Source organism: Nocardioides sp., assembly GCF_014360585.1.
GTDB lineage: Bacteria > Actinomycetota > Actinomycetes > Propionibacteriales > Nocardioidaceae > Nocardioides.
This window is the reverse complement of sequence record NZ_JACIXG010000065.1, coordinates 12,952-30,329: the sequence shown is the minus strand read 5'-3', so window position 1 is coordinate 30,329 and position 17,378 is coordinate 12,952. Positions and strand designations below refer to the sequence as shown.

Here is a 17,378-nt window from a genome sequence, read left to right as displayed (position 1 = left end):
TGCTGCCAGGCCGAGGGGTGTGACATGCCACCGGAGTGGTGCGATGCCCACCATTTCAAAGCCTGGGCCGCGGGCGGAAAGACGGACCTGAAGGACGGGGTCTTGCTATGTCCGCACCATCACCGTCTGGCGCACAACCCTGCCTACGTTCATGAGCGGTTGCCCGACGGCACCGTCCGGTTCACCCGCCGCCCCTAAACCGGCAAGCCGAGACCACCCCCCGCCACGGCCATCGCGCCAAGACCCCGCCTACGCGCGGGCACCTACGCCTGCCCCGGGCCAGGGTGGTTTCGCTTGGGCCATGCGTCATCGATGCGGATCTGGGGGCATCGCGTCAACCCTCGGATTTCGTCGAGCCCATTCGCAGAAGCGTGAAAGGACTCGCGCCCTCCGACCACCGACCACCGACCACCGACCACCGACCATGATTCCTCGGACCTTGACCGTCGGTCGGGCCCGATGCTCCCCCGAGCGGCGCGGCTTTCCCCACGCGTGCAGACCGTTCCCTACTCCCACGGAGCCTGCCCACTCTCCGGAGGGTGCGGAAGCTCCGTGGGAGTGGGGAGCGGTGCGGAGGAGGGGAAACCCCGTCCTGCGGGCCGCCCACCGGTTCAGAACCTTGTGATCGATTCACAAGGTCTCGCCCACTGGCCTAGGCACCGCCGACCCGATATACGGCGAGAACACCCTCCAATGCAGGGTCAGCGGCGAACAGTCACCACGACAACCACAGCAACGCGACGCGCCGTACGTGTCGGAGATCACGTCCTCACCCCCGCCCTAGAAGAGAACGCATTCTAGAATTGAGCGTGAAACCCGCGTACGCCACGCAACCACCTGGTGGAACGGATTCGGAGGGTTGCACGACCCCCTTTAGGCTTGCCTTAGTACATCCACGGAAGGTGAACTCCCTTATGCGTGACATCCGCGTTGCGATCGTCGGTGCTGGCCCGGCCGGCATCTACGCTGCCGACATCCTCACGAAGGAGCACCCTGGTGCGCGCGTCGACGTCATCGAGCGCCTGCCTGCTCCCTATGGTCTGGTTCGCTACGGCGTGGCTCCGGACCACCCGCGAATCAAGGAGATCATCAAGGCGCTGAAGCGCGTCCTGAACCAGGACAGCATTCGGTTCATCGGCAACGTCGACTTCGGCACCGACCTCAAGCTCGACGACCTGCGTCGCTTCTACGACGCCGTCATCTTCGCCACCGGCGCGATGGCCGACCGCGAGCTCGACATCCCGGGGATCGACCTGCCCCAGTCCTACGGTGCGGCGGACTTCGTCAGCTGGTACGCCGGACACCCCGACGTGGCGCGGGAATGGCCGCTCGACGCGGAGGAGGTCGCCGTCCTCGGCGCCGGTAACGTCGCGCTCGACGTCGCCCGCATGCTGGCCAAGCCTGCCGACGAGCAGCTGGTCACCGAGGTCTCCGACAACGTCTACCAGGGCCTGAAGAAGAACCCGGCCAAGACGATCCACGTCTTCGCCCGCCGCGGCCCGGCGCACATCAAGTTCAGCCCGATGGAGCTGCGCGAGCTCTCCCACTCCCCGTCGGTCGAGGTCGTCGTCAAGGAGGAGGGCTTCGAGATCGACGAGGCCGGCGAGAAGGCGATCCAGAGCCACAAGGCGACCAAGCTCGTGGCCGACATCCTCCTGAAGTACATGGATGCGCCCGTCGGCGAGAAGCCCCACAAGATCATCATCCACATGATGCAGAACCCCGTCGAGGTCGTCGGCGAGGACGGCCGCGTGGTCGCGCTGCGCAGCGAGAAGACCGAGTACAACGGCGACGGCACCGTCTCCGGCACCGGCGAGTTCACCGACACTCCCGTCCAGGCCGTCTACCGCGCCGTCGGCTACCTCTCCGAGGCGCTCCCCGACGTGCCCTTCGACAGCGAGAACGGCGTCATCCCCAACGCCGGCGGCCGGGTCCTCGACCTCAACGGCGACCACATCGACGGCACGTACGTCACCGGGTGGGTCAAGCGCGGACCGGTCGGCCTGATCGGCCACACCAAGTCCGACGCCAAGGAGACCATCGACTACCTCCTCCAGGACCTCGACAAGCTCACGCCGCCCGAGCACGGCACGACCGCGGCGGTCCTCGAGCACCTGTCCGGCAAGGGCGTCGAGTTCACCACCATCGAGGGCTGGGAGAAGCTCGACAACCACGAGCGCTCCCTCGGCGAGGCCCAGGGCCGCGAGCGGATCAAGGTCGTCCCCCGCGACGAGATGATCCAGATCTCCAACCACTGCCACTGACACACGCCGTCAGAAGCGGGCCGGTCATCCACACGGATGACCGGCCCGCTGGCATTTCCACCACCAACCAGCCGATGCCAGGAAGGTCCTCGAACTGACCTTCCGCAAGGCCCTGGGGCTCGAGCACTCCTACGTCGGCACCGAGCGCATCCTTCTCGCCCTCCTCGAGCACGAGGCCGGCGTCGACAAGGAGGCGACCGAGCTGAGCATCGACTCGATCCTCGCCACACTCCAGCTCGAGTCGACGCCGACAGACACCGACCTCTCGGACTAGTCGGCCGGGATACCCGGGGTAGTCCGGTAGCGGAGGAGGCTAGACCCCGCTGGGCGCGAGGACGATGTCGAACCGCACCTTCGACCAGGTGCCGTCGACGACCCGGCCGTCCGGCGTCGACGTCCCCGCGGCCTGCTGCTCGAACTTCTTGATCAGCGACTCCTTGACCCCGAAGACGGTGTCCTTCCAGCCGATCGGATCGCCCTCGGGGAAGATGTGGGTGACCAGGGTGCGGCAGCCCTCGTGGGTGACCATGAAGTGCAGGTGCGAGGCCCGCAGCGGCGAACGTCCGACCGCGACGAGCATCTTGCCGACAGGGCCGTCGTCGGGGATCGGGTACGGCGTGGGCGTCAGTCCCCAGAACCGGTAGCCGCCCTCGGCGTCGGCGAACAGGTGCGCCCGAGCCGCCCGCGCGCCGGCATCACGCTGGACGTCGTAGAGCCCGTCCTCGTCCGCCTCCCAGACCTCGATCCTGGCTCCGGCCAGCGGTTTTCCATCGGTCGAGGTGACCGTCCCGGTCACCCAGCACGGCTCGCCCGGGGCCCCGAAGGCCATGTCCCCACCCTGCTCGATCGCCGGGGAGTCCTCCACGAAGAACGGGCCGAAGACCGTGGCCTCGGTCGCGTCGGCGTACGCCTCGTTGTTGATGTTGATCGTCTGCATCGAGGCGCCGAGGGTGTCGGAGAGGAGGATGAACTCCTGGCGTACGTCGTCGGTGATGTGGCCGGCCTCGGTCAGGAACTCGATGGCCGCGCTCCACTCGTCCTCGGTGAGGCGTACGTCGCGGATGAAGGCGTGCAGGTGCCGCGTCAGCGAGACCATGACCTCCTGCAGACGCGGGTCCTCGCAGGCGTCGAAGGACGCGACGACGGTGTCGACCAGGGTCTGCTCGACCGCCTGCTGCTCCGGCGATACGCCAGGTACGTCGCTCATCAGCTCTCCTCTCCTGCCCACGCCGCCGTCAGCAGCGCGGTCAGGTTCTCTTCGGTGACCGGGGTCGGGTTGTTGTCGGGAATCGCGGCCAGGATCGGCGCGACCGCCTTGGCGATGCCGTCCTCGGGCATGCCGTAGTCCTCGAGCGCCTTCGGCGCAGACAATGTCGTACGCAGCGCCGCCAGCCCCGCCACGGCGCTCGATGCCCCGAACGCCGAAGCCATCCGGGCCTCCGCCTCGGGGGCGGACGGCGCATTGAAGGCGAGCACGTGCGGGAGCACGACCGCGTGGGTCTGGGCGTGCGGCAGGTTGAACATCCCGCCGAGCACGTGGCAGATCTTGTGGTGCATCCCCGATCCGGCCGACGTGAACGACACCGCCGCGAGGTAGGCGCCGTAGAGGGTCTGCTCGATCCCCTCGATGCTCTCCGAGTCGGACCTGACCAGCGGCAGCCCGGCGGCGAGCCCCCGGATCCCCTCGGCGGCGAACACCTGGTCGATGGGATCGACCCGCGGACCCCACATGGCATCGACGCAGTGCGCGAGCGCGTTCAGCCCGCTGGCGACGGTCATCTCACCAGGCAGCGTGGTCAGCAGCGCGGCGTCGTAGACGACCGTCCGCGGCAGCACACGGGCATCGATGCCGGTCGTCTTCGTCTCGCCCGAGGTCAGCCCCCAGACGTCGGTCGCCTCCGACCCCGCGTACGTCGTCGGGACCGCCACGATCGGGAGCCCCGTGGTGAGCGCGACGGCCTTGGCGAGCCCGGTGGTCGAGCCACCACCGACGCACACCAGCGCATCGACAGCGGACTCGGCCGCCCGCTCGCGTGCCCGCTCGGCGACCTCGACCGGCACGTGCATCACGACCTCGTCGTGGCGCAGCGCGACCGGGACGTCGGCGGTCACCCGGGCGGCGAGCTCGGCCTCGCGCTCACCGGCGATGACCATCACCCGCCTGGCCCCGAGCTCGTCGATCTCCGCTGCCACCGCAGCGGGCGCCTCGCCGGTGGCGAAGCGGACCCGCTGCGGCAGCGACTCATGCGTGAACTTCATGGAATCCCCCGCTCGACCGGCTCGCTCAGGCCTTGCCCAGGAGCGACCCGACCGCAGAACCCAGCTCGGCGGCAGGGTCCTCGGGAAGCGACATGGCGCGCCAGGCGATGTGCTTGTCGGGACGGACCAGGATGGCGCCCGACTCCTCGACCTCGCGGAGCTTGGCCCAGTCGAAGTAGAGGTCGGTGACCGGGCGGCCCGGCCCGATCACGACCGCCTGGAGCGGGATCCCGAACCGGGACCGCACCGCGGCGACCGCGTCCTCCCACGCCTCACCGGCGACGCCGGTGATCAGCGTCCACTGCGTGTAGGGGGCGAGGTCGAGCATCGCCTGCTTCTCGACGTTGTCGCCGACCCAGGCGTGCGGGAGGTGAGCACCCGGCGAGGTCGACATCCGGTGATAGAGGTCCTCATCGTCGGTCGGCGCGGGCCGGGTGCCGTCGGAGACGATCGCGTTGGACTCGTAGAACTGGCCGAGCTCGACACCGTGGGCGTTGAACTCGTAGTTCTTGCGCTCCATCGCGGTGACCAGCGCGGCGCGCTTGGCCGCGCCCTCGGGGGTGTTGGCCTTCCGCTCCTCGATCGCCTTGGCCATCTCCTCGCCCTCGAGACCGACGACGCCGAGCGCCTCGAAGAGTTCGCCGAACTCGCGGGCGGACTGGTTGGCTCGGGTGACGATGCGCTTCGCGACCGGGGTGCGCTCGGTCGAGTAGGACTCCAACAACGAGGTCTCCGCATAGCCCTGGAGCACCGCGGCGAGCTTCCAGGCCAGGTTGTACGAGTCCTGGATCGAGGTGTTCGAGCCGAGACCGTTCGACGGCGGGTGCCGGTGGATGGCGTCGCCGGCGCAGAAGACGCGGCCCTTCTGGGCGTGGGTCGCGTACATCTCGTTGACGCCCCACAGCGAGTAGCCGGTCACGTCCGGCTCCAGATCGGGCATCCCGAGCAGGTCGCGGATGACCTTGACCGCGTACTCCTCGGTCAGCTCGGGCGGCGGCTGGTTGATGTCGTAGCCCCACACGATCAGCCACTCGTCCCACGGGCGGATCATCCGGACCAGGCCGGTGCCGATGCCGCCCACGTTCGAGCCCGGCTGGATGACCCAGTAGAGGACCGAGGGGCGGTGGTCGACGAGCTCGGAGAGGTCGGCCTTGAAGGTGATGTTCATCGAGCCGGCGATGTCCATCGCGCCCTCGAGCGGGAGGTCGATGTCGGCGCCGACCTGGGTGCGGGCGCCGTCGGCGCCGATGAGGAACTTCGAGCGGATCTTGTACTCGTGGCCGGTCAGCCGGTCACGGGCGATCGTGGTGACGCCCTCGTCGTCCTGGGTGTGGCTCAGGTATTCGGTGGAGAACCGGGTCTGGGTGCCGCGCTCGGTGGCGTTGCGGACCAGGATCGGCTCCAGGTAGGTCTGCGGGATGTCGACGGTCAGACACGGCGACGCCAGCTGGTAGTCGGCCTCGCGGTCCGGACGGGTGCCCCATGTGCGGATCCGGCCGATCTCCTCGCCGGCGATGCTCGTGCAGAAGACGGTGTCACCGACCAGCTCGTGCGGCGTCGCGTCGGCGAGCACCTGCTCCTCGATGCCCAGGTCGCGGAAGATCTCCATCGCACGCTGGTTGGTGATGTGCGCCCGCGGCGTGTTCGCGGTCCAGCGGTACTTCGTGATCATGATGTTGTCGACACCGAGCTCGCTCAGGAAGAGCGCGGCGGACGCACCGGCCGGGCCGGATCCCACGACGAGGACGTCGGTGGTCACCACATCCTCGGTCTCGGGGACCTCGGTCTCCTGCTGACCGTCGTCGAATACTGGCATTTCCTCACCTTTCTGAGACCGCGGTGGGGTGTGAGATCGCAGTCTCAAGAGCGAGTCTTCCGGCCCGCTCGGGCCGCATCAAAGGTGGGGCCGAGGGTTGGCGGAAATGCGTACGCGACCGTGTTGGTCTCGACACGCCTCCGCCTAGCGGCTCCGAGGTCTGAACGAAGTGGCCTTCGACCAGCGGCACCCGTTGGTTGAGCCCGGCGAGCGCCAGCGAGCCGGTGTCGAAACCAACACAGTCGTCAGCGCGCGAGCCACTCCTTGACCGCAGCGATCGTCGAGTCGGGCTTCCGGGCCCACTTGAAGTGGTCGATGCCGGGTTCGTCCAGGTGGACGCGCTCGACCTCGAGCCCGGGCATCCGTCGATGGATCTCCTCGACCGTCGCGCTGGGGGCGAGCCAGTCGTCCTCGATCGAGACGATCAGCGCCGGCTTCGCCAGAGCGCGCATCGCGGGCGTGACGTCGTGGGCCGGCCGGCCGAACCGGAGGCGGCCGGTGCGGGCGTACCTGGCCCATTCCTTCATCAGGGTGCGGGCCTCGCGGCCGGCGAACTTGAGCTGCTTGCCGGGGAAGTGGCCGACGACCCGGCCGACCAGGCCCATCGCCTGGCTGGCGAGCAGGAAGCCCGGGCCGTAGTTGCGCCAGTAGGGCGTCTGCGAGGCGACGTAGACCAGGCCGGCGACCCGGTCGGGGTGCAGGGCAGCGTAGGCACTGGCGGCCTGGCCGCCGAGGCTGTGCCCGAGGACGTACGTCGCGCCGACCGAGGCCGGGATCAGCTCGCCGAGGCGGTCGACGGCGGCGGCGATGTCGTCGACCAGGTCGGCGTAGCCGAAGTCGTAGGCCCAGCCGGCGACCCGTCCGCCGACCTCCTCGTGGCCACGCTGCTCCATCCGGCCGGCGTTGATCCCCGCCTCCGCGAAGGCCACGATCAGCTTGTCGTAGTAGCCCGCCGACATGCCCATCGCGGGCACGACCAGCAGGGTCGGCGCCTCGGGGCCGGCGGCCCGGGCCACGGTGAGCGTGAAGCTCGTGCCCTCGGCCCGCTCGATCGCGTACGTCTCGGTGGTCGCTGCAACGGATAGAGGTTCGGTCACGGGCATCATGTTACCCACCAGTAGACCCGTACGCTGTCCTCGCGTCCGCCGTGGACGCGAGGAGGAGGGGACGTGCCAGTGCTACCGCCGATCCCGCCAAACTGGGACCGGCTGGCCCGGCCTCCTGAGGAAACCCTCTGGATGGCGGTCGAGCAGCACGGCTTCGGCAGCGACCGGTTTCGCGGCACTCTGGCCCACACGATCGAGCCGCTCGGCGACGAGGTCGGGTTGCGCCAGTGGGTGCATCAGTGAACGACAGCACCCTGCGCCTGGTCCCGGCATCTCGGGCCTTCGCCGCATCAGGCCTTGCCCAGGCGGTCAGCCTGAGGCCCTTTCCCGGCGGCCACATGGAATCGGCGGAGCCGGCGGACGACCAGACCGTCACCGACATCGTCGCCCAGGACCAGGCCCGACGGTCGAGCGCTCTCGCCCACCTGCGCTCAGACCTGGCCTGGCGCATCCGGGCGGCCGGGGACCGACAGCTCGACCTCACCGCCGCGGTACGCCGCGACGCGCTGCTCACCACGGCCGACGGCGCTCCTGGGCTCACGCCCACGAGCAGCACCGAGGTCTTCCGGCGCCTGACCAGACTGACCGGCGAGCCGAGCAAACCACAGCGCCTCAGCGACGCGACGAGCTCTCCGGCCTGATGCCGTTGGCACGGTCCTGGCGGAGCTCAGGGATGGCTGCGACTCTCCGGCGGACCCGAGTTTTCCACAGCCCACCCCCCTTGTGGACAAACCTGTGGATAACTTCCTAGGTCGGTGGACGGACCGTGTGACCGACCGGGAAGATCTCGTAGCGGCCGCGCGCCGCCAGCCCCCACAACCCGCGCGGGGCCAGCAGGACCACGGCGATCGCGACCGCGCCGAGCGCGACGAGATACCAGGTGCCGTAGGAGTCCAGCAGCTGCTGCAGCGCGAAGAAGATCACCGCTCCCAGGATCGGGCCCTCGATCGTCCCCAGGCCGCCGATGACGACGATGAAGATCATGAAGGCGGTGTACTGGACCGAGAACATCGAGTCCGGCGAGACCCGCAGGCCGTTGACCGCGATCAGTGCCCCGGCCAGACCGGCGCCACCGGATGCCGCGACATAGACGATCCGCTGTGAGCGCCGCACCGCGACACCCAGCGAGGCCGCCGCTACCTTGTCGTCACGGATCGCGGTCAGGCCGAGTCCGATGCGCGAGCGCATCAGGACGTACGTCGCGAGCACGACGAGCACGGCCAGCGCGAGCGCCAGATAGTAGACGGTCGCGATCCGGGTCACCCGGTCGACACCCTGGAAGGCGGTGAGCGAGAGGCCGGAGCCGCCACCGAAGCCCGGGAGCTCCTGAGTGACCAGCTTGAAGACCTCGGCCACCACCCACGTACCGATCGCGAAGTAGCCGCCGACCAGCCGGAACAGCAGGAACGACGTCGGCAGCGCGAGCAGTGCGCAGACCGCGCCCGCCGCCACGACTGCCAGCGGGATCGGCAGGCCGACGACGTCGGCGAGCTTGATCACGCCATAGCCACCGGCGCCGATGAAGGCCTGCTGCCCGATCGAGACGAGCCCGCCGTAGCCGGCCATCAGGTTCCAGGCCGTGCCGAGGATGATCAGCGCGAAGAGAGTGACCAGGTTGGTCACGTCGCCGGGGCTGAACACGAACCACGGCGCCGCGGCCAGGAAGACCACGATCGCGGCGAGAACCCCGCCGCCTGCGAGCGAGGGCCAGCCGCCACGTACGACCTTCAGGGTTCCCGGACCTGTCCGGGTGTTCACAGTCATGCGGCGACCGCCTTCGGGAGCAGGCCCTGAGGCCGGAACAGGAGCACGACCAGGAAGACCAGGTGGCCCGCGAGGACGCCGTAGGCCGGGTCGACCTGGGCGCCGACGGTCTGCGCGACGCCCAGCACGAGACCGCCGAGGAGCGTGCCCCACAGCGAGCCGAGGCCACCGATGATGACCGCCTCGAAGGCGAAGATGAGGACCAGATCCCCGTACGTCGGGCTGAACTGCGTCGACATGCCGAGGAAGACGCCGGCCAGTGCCACGGTGCCGACCGCGATCGCGGTGGCCAGGGCGTACATGTGCCTCTCGTCGATCCCCATGAGCGTCGCCGCCTCGGGGTCGTCCTTGGTCGCCCGCATGGCGCGGCCGATGCGGGTGTGGGAGAGGTAGAGCTGCAGGCCGACGATGACGCCGACCGCGACCACGAGGGTGAGCAGCGAGAAGACGCCGAGCCGCAGCCCGCCGAGCTCGACCGACGAGGTCGACAGGGTGCCGATCGAAATCTTGCGGGAGTCGGCGGTGAAGACCTCCTGGAGGAGGTTGGCGCCGATGACTGCCAGGCCGAACGAGACCAGCAGCGGCGACAGCTCGCCGTGGCGCAGCGCCGGGTTGAACAGGCCGCGCTGGATCGCGTACCCGACCGCGGCGAGCACCGGGATCACGACGAGGAGGGTCAGGAACGAAGGCATCCCGGTCTGCTGGACGAGCCAGAGCGCGAGATAGGCCGAGGCGACCGCGAGGACGCCGTGGGCGAGGTTGACGATCCGCATCACGCCGAAGATGAGGCTCAGTCCGCAGGCGAGGAGCGCGTACTGGCCGCCGAGCAGGAGGCCTTGGAGGACCGCGTTGATCCAGTCCATCAGCCGACCTCCTGCTCGTCGACCCCGAAGTACGCCGCTAGGACCTGCTCACGGGTGACGTCGGCCTTGGCGCCCTCGAGCACCGTGCGGCCCTCGAGCAGACACTGCACCCGGTCGGCGACCGTCAGCGCCTGGGTGAGGTCCTGCTCGACCACGAGCACCGTCGTGCCCTTCCCGGTGATCGTCGGCAGCGCCTTGTAGATGTCGGCGATCACCACCGGGGCGAGCCCCAGGGAGACCTCGTCGAGGAGGAGCAGCCGCGGGTTGGACATCAGCGCCCGGCCGATCGCGGTGGCCTGCTGCTCGCCACCGGACAGGTGCGCTCCTCGGTGGGACCGCTTCTCAGCGAGCAGCGGGAACGCGTCGTAGACGGTCGTGAGGTTCCAGGGACCGGGACGGCGGCCGTACGCACCGACCTTGAGGTTCTCCTCGACGGTGAGCGAGCCGAAGATCCGCCGCCCTTCCGGCGTCAGCGCGATGCCTTCGCGGACCCGCCGGTGGGCGGAGGTGTGGGAGACGTTGTGGCCGCTGAAACGGATCTGTCCCGCTCTCGGGCGGAGCAGGCCGGCGATCGTCTTCAGGAGGGTCGACTTGCCGGCGCCGTTGGCACCGATCACCGCCAGGGTCTCGCCTTCGGCGACTCCGAGGGTGATGCCGTGCAGTGCGCGGAAGTCGCCATAGGCGACGTCGATGGCGTCGACCTCGAGCAGAGTGGTCACGGAGTGTCGCTTTCCAGGTCAGGGGAGCCGAGGTAGACGGCGGCGACGGCGTCCGAGGCCATCACCTCACGCGGGTCGCCGGTGGCGACGACGTCGCCCTGGGCCAGGCACATCAGCCGGTCGACGACCTGCAGCAACGCGTGCACGATGTGCTCGATCCAGACGACGCCGGTGCCACCGTCGCGGATCGCCGAGATGGTCTCGATCAGGGCCGGCAGCTCATGCTCGGTGAGGCCGCCGGCGATCTCGTCGAGGAGCAGCAGCCGCGGCTGGGTGGCCAGCGCGCGGGCGAGCTCGAGCCGCTTGCGGTCGAGCAGTCGCAGCGAGCCGGCGGGCGTGTTGGCCAGGTGGGTCAGATCGGCGGTCTCGAGCGCCTGCCAGGCCTGTTCGTCGGCCTCCTTCCGGCGCGCGCCCGCGCCGAAGGTCGATCCGACCAGCACGTTCTCGAAGACGGTGAGCCCCTCGAAGGGGCGGGGGATCTGGAACGTACGTCCGATCCCCAGGGCCGTACGACGGGCGGCCGGCATCCGGGTGATGTCGGCGCCGTCGAACCGGATGGTCCCAGCGTCGACCGGCTGGGCGCCGGTCACCAGGTTGAGGAGCGTGGACTTGCCGGCGCCGTTGGGACCGACGATGCCGAGCGCCTCGCCGGGAGCCACGTGGAAGGAGACCGAACGGGCCGTGACGACCAGGCCAAAGGACTTGGCCAGGCCGTCAACGTGAAGCAAGGTCACTTGAGCGCCTCGGGCTCGCCCCCGAGAGGTACGTCGGGAGCCAGCGAGTTCTGCACGACGACCAGCTCGAACGGGTGCTCCCCGCCCTCGACCTGGCGCCACTGACCGCCCGCGAGGGAGGTCTTGGCGACGTACGGCGGGACGTTCGCGTCCTTGCCCCAAGCGACGTCACCGACGACCGTAGAGACCTCCAGGCCGGCCAGCGCATTGGTGATCGCGTCGGCGTCGGTCGAGCCCGCCTCGGTCACCGCAGCGGTCGCGACCTCGAAGAGTGCGTGCGCGAAGCCCAGCGGCTGGGTCCACTGCTTGCCGGTCTTCTCCTCGTACGCGTCGGCCAGCTCCTGAGCGGACTCGCCGGTCAGCGAGGACTCGTAGGGAGCGGTCGGGGTCCACCAGACCTCGGTGGAGAGGTTGTGGGCGATCGGGCCGAGCGCCTCGACGCTGCTCGGGAAGAGCAGCGCCTTGCCGATCGTGGCGATCTTCGGGTTGTAGCCCTGCTGCTTCGCCTGCTGCCAGAACGTGGTGAAGTCCGGCGGGATCGGGACGCCGACCAGGACGTCGTGGCCCTTGTAGGCACTGATCTGGGCCGAGAAGTCCTTAGTGCCGTTCGGGTAGTTGCCCGGGTTGTCGATCTTGACGCCCGACGCCTCGGTGAGCGCCGGGAAGTTGGCACCCCAGGCCTCACCGTCGGGGTCCTTCGGGAACAGCCCGCCGGCCAACTTGTTGTTGGGGACCTTGCCCCAGATGTCGGCGTAGACCGTCGAGACGTCCTCGAGGCCCCAGAAGAAGTGGTAGCTGTACTTCAGCTCGGCCGGCTTGTCGCCGCTGCGGATCGCGAACGGCTGCCACGGGGCGACCGTGGTGATGCACGGGATCGAGTTGGCCTCACACTGCTCCGAGACCGGGTTGACGATGTCGGGCGTCGAGGAGGCGACGATGATGTCGGCACCGTCCTTGTTGATCAGGTCGCCGGCCACCGCCCCGGCCTTCGTCGTGTCGCTCTGCGCGTCGCGCACCACGATCTCGACGTCGAGCTCCTTGTCCCCGGCCTTGACCGGGTTGTCCTTGAAATAGGTCTCCAGCTCGTCGACGACGAAGCTGTTCGCCTCGCCGAACGGCGCCGAGGAGCCCGTCTCGGTCGAGACGAACCCGATGGTGAGCGTGTCCTCGCCGCCACCGCCTTCGTCGTCGATGCCGCCCGACCCGCATGCGGTCAGGGTCAGCGCCATCGCTGCGACACCGGCGGCGGCCATGCTCAGGCCGCGTCCAGTGGTGAGTCCGTTGGGCACGTACGTCTCCTTAGAGAGTGGGGGTGTTGAGGAGTGTCGTCCGTCATCGCCGCCTGCAGGTGGGACACAGGGGCTGGTTGGCGGAAAACGGCATGGAAGACCTATCGGACTTTGGTGGACTTGTCACCCTTTCGCGCCGAGAAGTCGCGTACGTCCGCCGAGAAGTCACTCGCGTCGGCCGATTTGGCACCCGAATGCCCACTCGAACGACCGGAGTGACGCTTCGGCCGACGGGGGTGACGTCTCGGCTGGAGGGGTCAGGGGCGGGCTGCGCGGCGTACGTCTCCGGCGGCGACGCCGAAGCGCTTGCGGAAGGCCTGGGAGAAGTACGAGGCGGAGGTGAAGCCGCACTTCTCGGCGACGTCGACGGTGCGGGTGCTCGGGTCCGAGCCGGTGGCGAGCATCGCGTAGGCGAGCTCGAGGCGGCGGGCGAGGATGTGGCGGGGGACGCTGGTGCCGGTGTCGGCGAAGAGCCGGGAGAGGTGGCGTTCGGAGATGCCGGCGCCCGCGGCGACGGCGGGGGCGGAGAGACCGGGATCGGCGAGGTGGTCCTCGATGAACGCCTTCGCCGCGGCCCGATGGGCAGTGGCCAGCGATACCTTCCCGGCGGTCGCGATCACCGAGATCAGGTCGAGGACGGCGTTCTCGTCGGCGGGCACCGGGTCGTTGGCCCGGAGCGCTCGGCCGACCATCTGAACCAGGGCTCGGCCGTGCGGATCCTGGTCCCGGCCGGCGTCGAGGACGAGCGGCGTCGGCATCGACGCCATGCCCGTGCGGGCCGTGAAGGCGGAGACCGGGACCTTGATCGCGAGCTCCTCGAGCCCGTGTCCGAAACCGCGCAGGAACGGCGCGTCCACGTCACAGACGATCAGCTGCCCGGGCCGGATGACCTTCCGGCGACCGGCGCACTCCAGGATCGCCTCGCCACGGAGGCTGGCGTAGACGGCGATCGACCGGGCCGGCATCTCCTTGACGAGGCTGGCCGGCCGCTCGACGACGTGGCGGGCGGCCCGGACCCGCGCCAGATGGATCTCGTCGAGCTGCAGGTTGACCTCCTGCGCGTCGAACCCGTGGCCGTCGATCGGCCGGCAGGAGAGCGCGACCAACGCGCTGGCGTTGTGGCGTTCCCACGCCTCGACCTGCGCGTCCGCGCTCAACCGCTTGGTCTCGAAGACCTCCGGACGACGAACCTGCGCGACGAGGGGAGCTGAGGCGTCTCCGGCTGACGGCACGGACCGACTCTACGGCGTGCGGAGAAACTCGGCGGCGACTTAGGGAAGACTAACCTTTCTGGAATCGTTCAAGAAAAGGTGACACAGTTGCGATCAGCCGCAGAGACCAACACAACCCAGGGGGATCAGCCGAACATGACCACCAAGACCGACACCAGCAGCGCCACCCACACCTCGCACCCGGCGTTCGTGCCGAGCCCGGCGTTCGCGACCCAGATGCAGCGCCTGCTCGTCGATCTGACCGAGCTCAGCCTTCAGGGCAAGCAGCTGCACTGGAACGTCGTGGGCAAGAACTTCCGCGACATGCACCTCGTCCTCGACGAGGTCGTCGACGCCGCCCGTGCCTTCACCGACGAGGTCGCCGAGCGGATGCGTGCGCTCTACATCCTCCCCGACGGCCGCACCGGCACCGTCTCCGAGGACACCACCCTCGCGCCGCTCCCGGCGACCGAGGTCGACACCGCGACGGCCGCCGACCTCGCCGCCGCCGCGCTCTACGCCACCTCGAAGACGGCTCGTGAGATCCACGACGACATCGACTCCGAGGACCCGACCACGGCCGACCTGCTCCACGCGATCATCACGCGGGTCGAGCAGCTGGCCTGGTTCATCGACTCCGAGAACCGTGTCGCCAACCAGTCGAAGCCGGCTCAGCTGACCGTCTGACCCCGAGTCGGCGCAACTGTCCCGCTGAAACCCGCCGAGTCGGCGCATTTGTCCCGAGTTATCCACAACACCCTGTGGATAACCTGGAACATTTGCGCCGACTCGGCGGAGTTTTAGAGGAGCTTTCGGAGGTTTTGGGTCGTGTCTGCCAGATCGGACGCCCGTACGTCGACCTGCCGGTCGATCATCCGTCGCGCGGCCCGAACGGCGTTGGGGTCGTCGACCGCGACCGCGCCGACGACACGCTCACCGTGGAGAGTGAACACGGAGAACGGCGGCTCGCCGAGCACGCCGCGTACGACGTTCTGGTGCATCGCGTCCGGCGAACGCATCTCGCCGACCCCTTCGACGTGGAGGCCGTAGCGGTCCGACCACCACCACGGCGCGGCGGCGGGAGGGGGCTCTGTTCCGAGGATCGTCGCCGCCGCCCTAACACCGTCCAGCTGGGCGGCCTCCCAGTGCTCGGCCCGATGGTGGTCGCGGAGCCGGGCACAGTCTCCGACCGCGAGCACAGACGGATGGCTGGCCACCTGGCCGGCGTCGACCAGGACGCCGCGAGACGTCTCCAGGCCGGCCGCATCGGCCAAACCGGTCTCGGGGACCAAGCCGACGGCCAGGAGCACGGCGTCGAACTCGCGCGAGTCCGGCTCGCCGCTCAGCTGCGCCGCGACTCCGGTCGGTGTCTCCAGCAACGTCTCGACCGTGGCAGTCACGGCCTCGACGCCGTGATCGGCGTGCAAGCCGTGCAGCCACCTGGCCGCCTCGACGCCGACCGCGGCAGCGAGAGGCGGATCGAGCGGATCGACCAGCACGACCTCAGCCCCCAGGCCACGGGCGGTCGAGGCGACCTCCGCCCCGATCAGCCCCGCCCCGACGATCAGCAACCGCGCACCCGGCACGAGGGACGTACGCAGCCGGTCGGCGTCAGTGACGTCCCGCAGCACGTGGCTCGGGGCTCCAACCGCGGGCCGCGCTGCCCGGCCACCTGTCGCGAGCACGATCTTGTCCGCAGCCAGCAGACGTCCGTCGTCGAGCTCGACCTCGCCGGTATCCGGGCGGATCGCAACCGCGACGGCTCCTCCGACCAGCGAGATCTCCTGCTCGGCGTACCACTGCGACGGCTGCAGTGCGATCGACTCGAGGTCGCGACCGCCGGCGAGATACTCCTTGGACAGCGGCGGGCGGTCGTAGGGAACGGCATCGGCCGAGACCAGCACCAGCTCACCGGCGTAACCGGCCTTCCTGAGCTCTGCGACAGTGGAGACGCCGGCGACCCCGCCGCCCACGACGACAACCGACGCGACCGTCACGGCCTCTCGCCGGGGAACAGATAGACCTCGCCGTCACGCACCTCGACCCGGTGCGGGACGGTGTCCCGGGTGGCCGGGAGCCCGTCGACCTTGCCGGTCTTGAGGTTGAACCGAGAGGAGTGCAGGGGGCACTCGACGTCGCCTTCCTCGACCCAGCCCTCGGCCAGCGAGGCGGTCTCGTGGGTGCAGGTGTCGTTGAGGGCCCAGCAGGTGCCGTCGTCGTCGCGCAGGATGGCGATGTCGTCCTCGGTCCCGGTGACGTCGGAGGAGATGGCGATCCCCTCGCCCTCCGGGATGTCGTCGACGGACGCGACGCGGATGCCTGTGCTGTTTCCGCCGTTTCCAGTATTTCCGGTCATGCCCCCCATCTTCCGTGACAGCGGTCAACGCCGGGTAGTCCGGTAGCAACCTGCCCATTTACCGGCGAGTAATAGGCAGTTCGCTACCGGACTATCGACAACGACCCGAATCGGATCAGTCCGGGCAGGTGTTGCGGTAGTCGGACAGGTAGTACGACGTCGGCGCCGGGCAGAGGAACTGCGAGTAGCGCGTGTCGTCGTCGACGTACCTCTTCAGCCAGGTGACGAAGAGGCGTCCCTGCCAGTCGTCATCGGTGTTGGCGATGAAGTGGTCCCCGTTGTTGATCTCGCCGTACGCCTTCTCCCGGGCCCCGGTGGCCGAGGTGTAGAACGGGATGGAGTGCGAGCTGACCGGCGCGACGGAGTCGTTCTCCGCGCCGATGATCATGGTCGGGATCTGGATGCCGGGCCAGGTCTTGTCGGTGTGCCAGGGCTGCAGCGCGACCGCGGCCTTGATCGAGGAGTCCTGGTTGGCCGCCGCGAGCGTTCCGCCGCCGCCCATCGAGTGACCCGAGACCGCGATCCGCGACTCGTCCAGCCGCGAGGCGACCGCGGAGGAGGCGCTGTTCTTCAGGTAGTTGACCGCGGCCAGGATCTGCGAGCCACGGCTGTCGGGCTGGTCGTAGCGGGAGTTCGTGTCGATGGCGAAGACCACGAACCCATGGGAGGCCACCCGGCGCGCGACCGATGAGTAGGAGGACGAGGAGGCCGTGTAGCCGGGGGCGAGCACGACACCGCCGTACGTCCCCTGGGTGGTGGAGGAGGGGTAGTAGATCGTCCCGCCGCCGAACCCGGACACCCATGAGGAGACCGAGGTGCTGGAGAGGGAGAACGTGCCGTTGTCCAGGACGCTGGCCGAGGTCGGGTTCGGCCCGCGCTCGTAGGGGCTCTCCGCTTCGGCTGGCGCGACCAGCCCGAAGAGGGGGAGAGTGACTGCCGCGGCGACCGCGGCGATTCGGAGAGAAAGTGATCTGAGCACCGAGCATGCTCCTTCGTC

General features: G+C 69.1%; 18 protein-coding genes. 5 read left to right on the top strand and 13 right to left on the bottom strand.

Annotation, left to right across the window (positions count from 1 at the left end; translation table 11 throughout):
* Together H5T77_RS18920 and H5T77_RS18915 are read left to right on the top strand one after the other, a co-directional pair.
* A partial coding sequence (locus H5T77_RS18920) for an HNH endonuclease signature motif containing protein (RefSeq protein ID WP_292651859.1) occupies positions 1 to 198 on the top strand: 198 nt, incomplete at its 5' end.
* A 716-nt stretch (positions 199 to 914) separates the two neighbouring features.
* Positions 915 to 2,264, top strand: a complete 1,350-nt coding sequence (locus H5T77_RS18915; protein WP_292651857.1) for an FAD-dependent oxidoreductase — start codon at positions 915 to 917, stop codon at positions 2,262 to 2,264.
* A gap of 313 nt (positions 2,265 to 2,577) precedes the next feature.
* On the opposite strand, the gene H5T77_RS18905 is transcribed toward H5T77_RS18915, so the two are convergent.
* The 4 genes from H5T77_RS18905 to H5T77_RS18890 all read right to left on the bottom strand — a co-directional run bounded on the left by H5T77_RS18905 (position 2,578) and on the right by H5T77_RS18890 (position 7,436).
* Positions 2,578 to 3,471, bottom strand: coding sequence for a dioxygenase family protein (locus H5T77_RS18905; protein WP_292651855.1), 894 nt, complete (start codon positions 3,469 to 3,471; stop codon positions 2,578 to 2,580).
* Positions 3,471 to 4,523 carry a maleylacetate reductase gene (locus tag H5T77_RS18900; protein ID WP_292651853.1) on the bottom strand — a complete coding sequence of 351 codons (1,053 nt, stop codon included), beginning with the start codon at positions 4,521 to 4,523 and terminating at the stop codon, positions 3,471 to 3,473. The genes H5T77_RS18905 and H5T77_RS18900 overlap by 1 nt, the downstream gene beginning before the upstream one ends.
* Positions 4,524 to 4,548: 25 nt before the next feature.
* Positions 4,549 to 6,339 (bottom strand): FAD-dependent oxidoreductase, encoded by a 1,791-nt coding sequence (locus tag H5T77_RS18895; protein WP_292651851.1) that lies wholly within the window; start codon positions 6,337 to 6,339, stop codon positions 4,549 to 4,551.
* Positions 6,340 to 6,584: 245 nt separating this feature from the next.
* Positions 6,585 to 7,436 (bottom strand): alpha/beta hydrolase family protein, encoded by an 852-nt coding sequence (locus H5T77_RS18890; RefSeq protein ID WP_292651850.1) that lies wholly within the window; start codon positions 7,434 to 7,436, stop codon positions 6,585 to 6,587.
* 72 nt (positions 7,437 to 7,508) lie between these two features.
* Here H5T77_RS18890 and H5T77_RS18885 point away from each other — a divergent pair, with 72 nt between their 5' ends.
* A complete protein-coding gene (locus H5T77_RS18885) occupies positions 7,509 to 7,688 on the top strand; it encodes a hypothetical protein (RefSeq protein WP_292651848.1) in 180 nt (59 codons plus the stop codon).
* Entirely contained in the window at positions 7,685 to 8,086 is a 402-nt protein-coding gene (locus H5T77_RS18880; RefSeq protein WP_292651846.1) for a hypothetical protein, read from the top strand. Before H5T77_RS18885 ends, H5T77_RS18880 begins: the two co-directional genes overlap by 4 nt.
* Before the next feature lie 106 nt (positions 8,087 to 8,192).
* On the opposite strand, the gene H5T77_RS18875 is transcribed toward H5T77_RS18880, so the two are convergent.
* The 6 genes from H5T77_RS18875 to H5T77_RS18850 form a co-directional block, all read right to left on the bottom strand.
* Positions 8,193 to 9,209 carry a branched-chain amino acid ABC transporter permease gene (locus H5T77_RS18875; RefSeq protein ID WP_292651845.1) on the bottom strand — a complete coding sequence of 339 codons (1,017 nt, stop codon included), beginning with the start codon at positions 9,207 to 9,209 and terminating at the stop codon, positions 8,193 to 8,195.
* A complete protein-coding gene (locus H5T77_RS18870) occupies positions 9,206 to 10,072 on the bottom strand; it encodes a branched-chain amino acid ABC transporter permease (RefSeq protein WP_292651843.1) in 867 nt (288 codons plus the stop codon). Before H5T77_RS18870 ends, H5T77_RS18875 begins: the two co-directional genes overlap by 4 nt.
* Positions 10,072 to 10,791, bottom strand: coding sequence for an ABC transporter ATP-binding protein (locus H5T77_RS18865; RefSeq protein ID WP_292651841.1), 720 nt, complete (start codon positions 10,789 to 10,791; stop codon positions 10,072 to 10,074). Before H5T77_RS18865 ends, H5T77_RS18870 begins: the two co-directional genes overlap by 1 nt.
* Complete coding sequence (locus tag H5T77_RS18860; protein WP_292651840.1) at positions 10,788 to 11,525, bottom strand: ABC transporter ATP-binding protein; 738 nt, start codon at positions 11,523 to 11,525, stop codon at positions 10,788 to 10,790. Before H5T77_RS18860 ends, H5T77_RS18865 begins: the two co-directional genes overlap by 4 nt.
* A complete protein-coding gene (locus tag H5T77_RS18855) occupies positions 11,522 to 12,814 on the bottom strand; it encodes an ABC transporter substrate-binding protein (RefSeq protein WP_292651838.1) in 1,293 nt (430 codons plus the stop codon). Before H5T77_RS18855 ends, H5T77_RS18860 begins: the two co-directional genes overlap by 4 nt.
* Positions 12,815 to 13,071: 257 nt before the next feature.
* Positions 13,072 to 14,046 (bottom strand): AraC family transcriptional regulator, encoded by a 975-nt coding sequence (locus tag H5T77_RS18850; protein WP_292651837.1) that lies wholly within the window; start codon positions 14,044 to 14,046, stop codon positions 13,072 to 13,074.
* A gap of 135 nt (positions 14,047 to 14,181) precedes the next feature.
* Between H5T77_RS18850 and H5T77_RS18845 the strand changes: the two genes are divergently transcribed.
* Positions 14,182 to 14,712, top strand: coding sequence for a Dps family protein (locus tag H5T77_RS18845; protein ID WP_292651835.1), 531 nt, complete (start codon positions 14,182 to 14,184; stop codon positions 14,710 to 14,712).
* 113 nt (positions 14,713 to 14,825) lie between these two features.
* Here the strand turns inward: H5T77_RS18845 and H5T77_RS18840 are convergent, their stop codons facing one another.
* The 3 genes from H5T77_RS18840 to H5T77_RS18830 form a co-directional block, all read right to left on the bottom strand.
* Entirely contained in the window at positions 14,826 to 16,022 is a 1,197-nt protein-coding gene (locus H5T77_RS18840; protein ID WP_292651833.1) for an NAD(P)/FAD-dependent oxidoreductase, read from the bottom strand.
* Complete coding sequence (locus H5T77_RS18835; RefSeq protein WP_292651831.1) at positions 16,019 to 16,381, bottom strand: non-heme iron oxygenase ferredoxin subunit; 363 nt, start codon at positions 16,379 to 16,381, stop codon at positions 16,019 to 16,021. The genes H5T77_RS18840 and H5T77_RS18835 overlap by 4 nt, the downstream gene beginning before the upstream one ends.
* Positions 16,382 to 16,496: 115 nt before the next feature.
* Positions 16,497 to 17,360 (bottom strand): alpha/beta hydrolase family protein, encoded by an 864-nt coding sequence (locus tag H5T77_RS18830; protein ID WP_292651829.1) that lies wholly within the window; start codon positions 17,358 to 17,360, stop codon positions 16,497 to 16,499.
* Between the last annotated feature and the right edge of the window lie 18 nt (positions 17,361 to 17,378).

Excerpts from the sequence above, each read along its gene's own strand:
- H5T77_RS18905 (WP_292651855.1), bottom strand. The coding sequence starts at position 3,471 with ATGAGCGACGTACCTGGCGTATCGCCGGAGCAGCAGGCGGTCGAGCAG.
- H5T77_RS18835 (WP_292651831.1), bottom strand. The coding sequence starts at position 16,381 with ATGACCGGAAATACTGGAAACGGCGGAAACAGCACAGGCATCCGCGTC.
- H5T77_RS18915 (WP_292651857.1), top strand. The coding sequence starts at position 915 with ATGCGTGACATCCGCGTTGCGATCGTCGGTGCTGGCCCGGCCGGCATC.
- H5T77_RS18895 (WP_292651851.1), bottom strand. The coding sequence starts at position 6,339 with ATGCCAGTATTCGACGACGGTCAGCAGGAGACCGAGGTCCCCGAGACC.
- H5T77_RS18900 (WP_292651853.1), bottom strand. The coding sequence starts at position 4,523 with ATGAAGTTCACGCATGAGTCGCTGCCGCAGCGGGTCCGCTTCGCCACC.
- H5T77_RS18845 (WP_292651835.1), top strand. The coding sequence starts at position 14,182 with ATGACCACCAAGACCGACACCAGCAGCGCCACCCACACCTCGCACCCG.
- H5T77_RS18875 (WP_292651845.1), bottom strand. The coding sequence starts at position 9,209 with ATGACTGTGAACACCCGGACAGGTCCGGGAACCCTGAAGGTCGTACGT.
- H5T77_RS18870 (WP_292651843.1), bottom strand. The coding sequence starts at position 10,072 with ATGGACTGGATCAACGCGGTCCTCCAAGGCCTCCTGCTCGGCGGCCAG.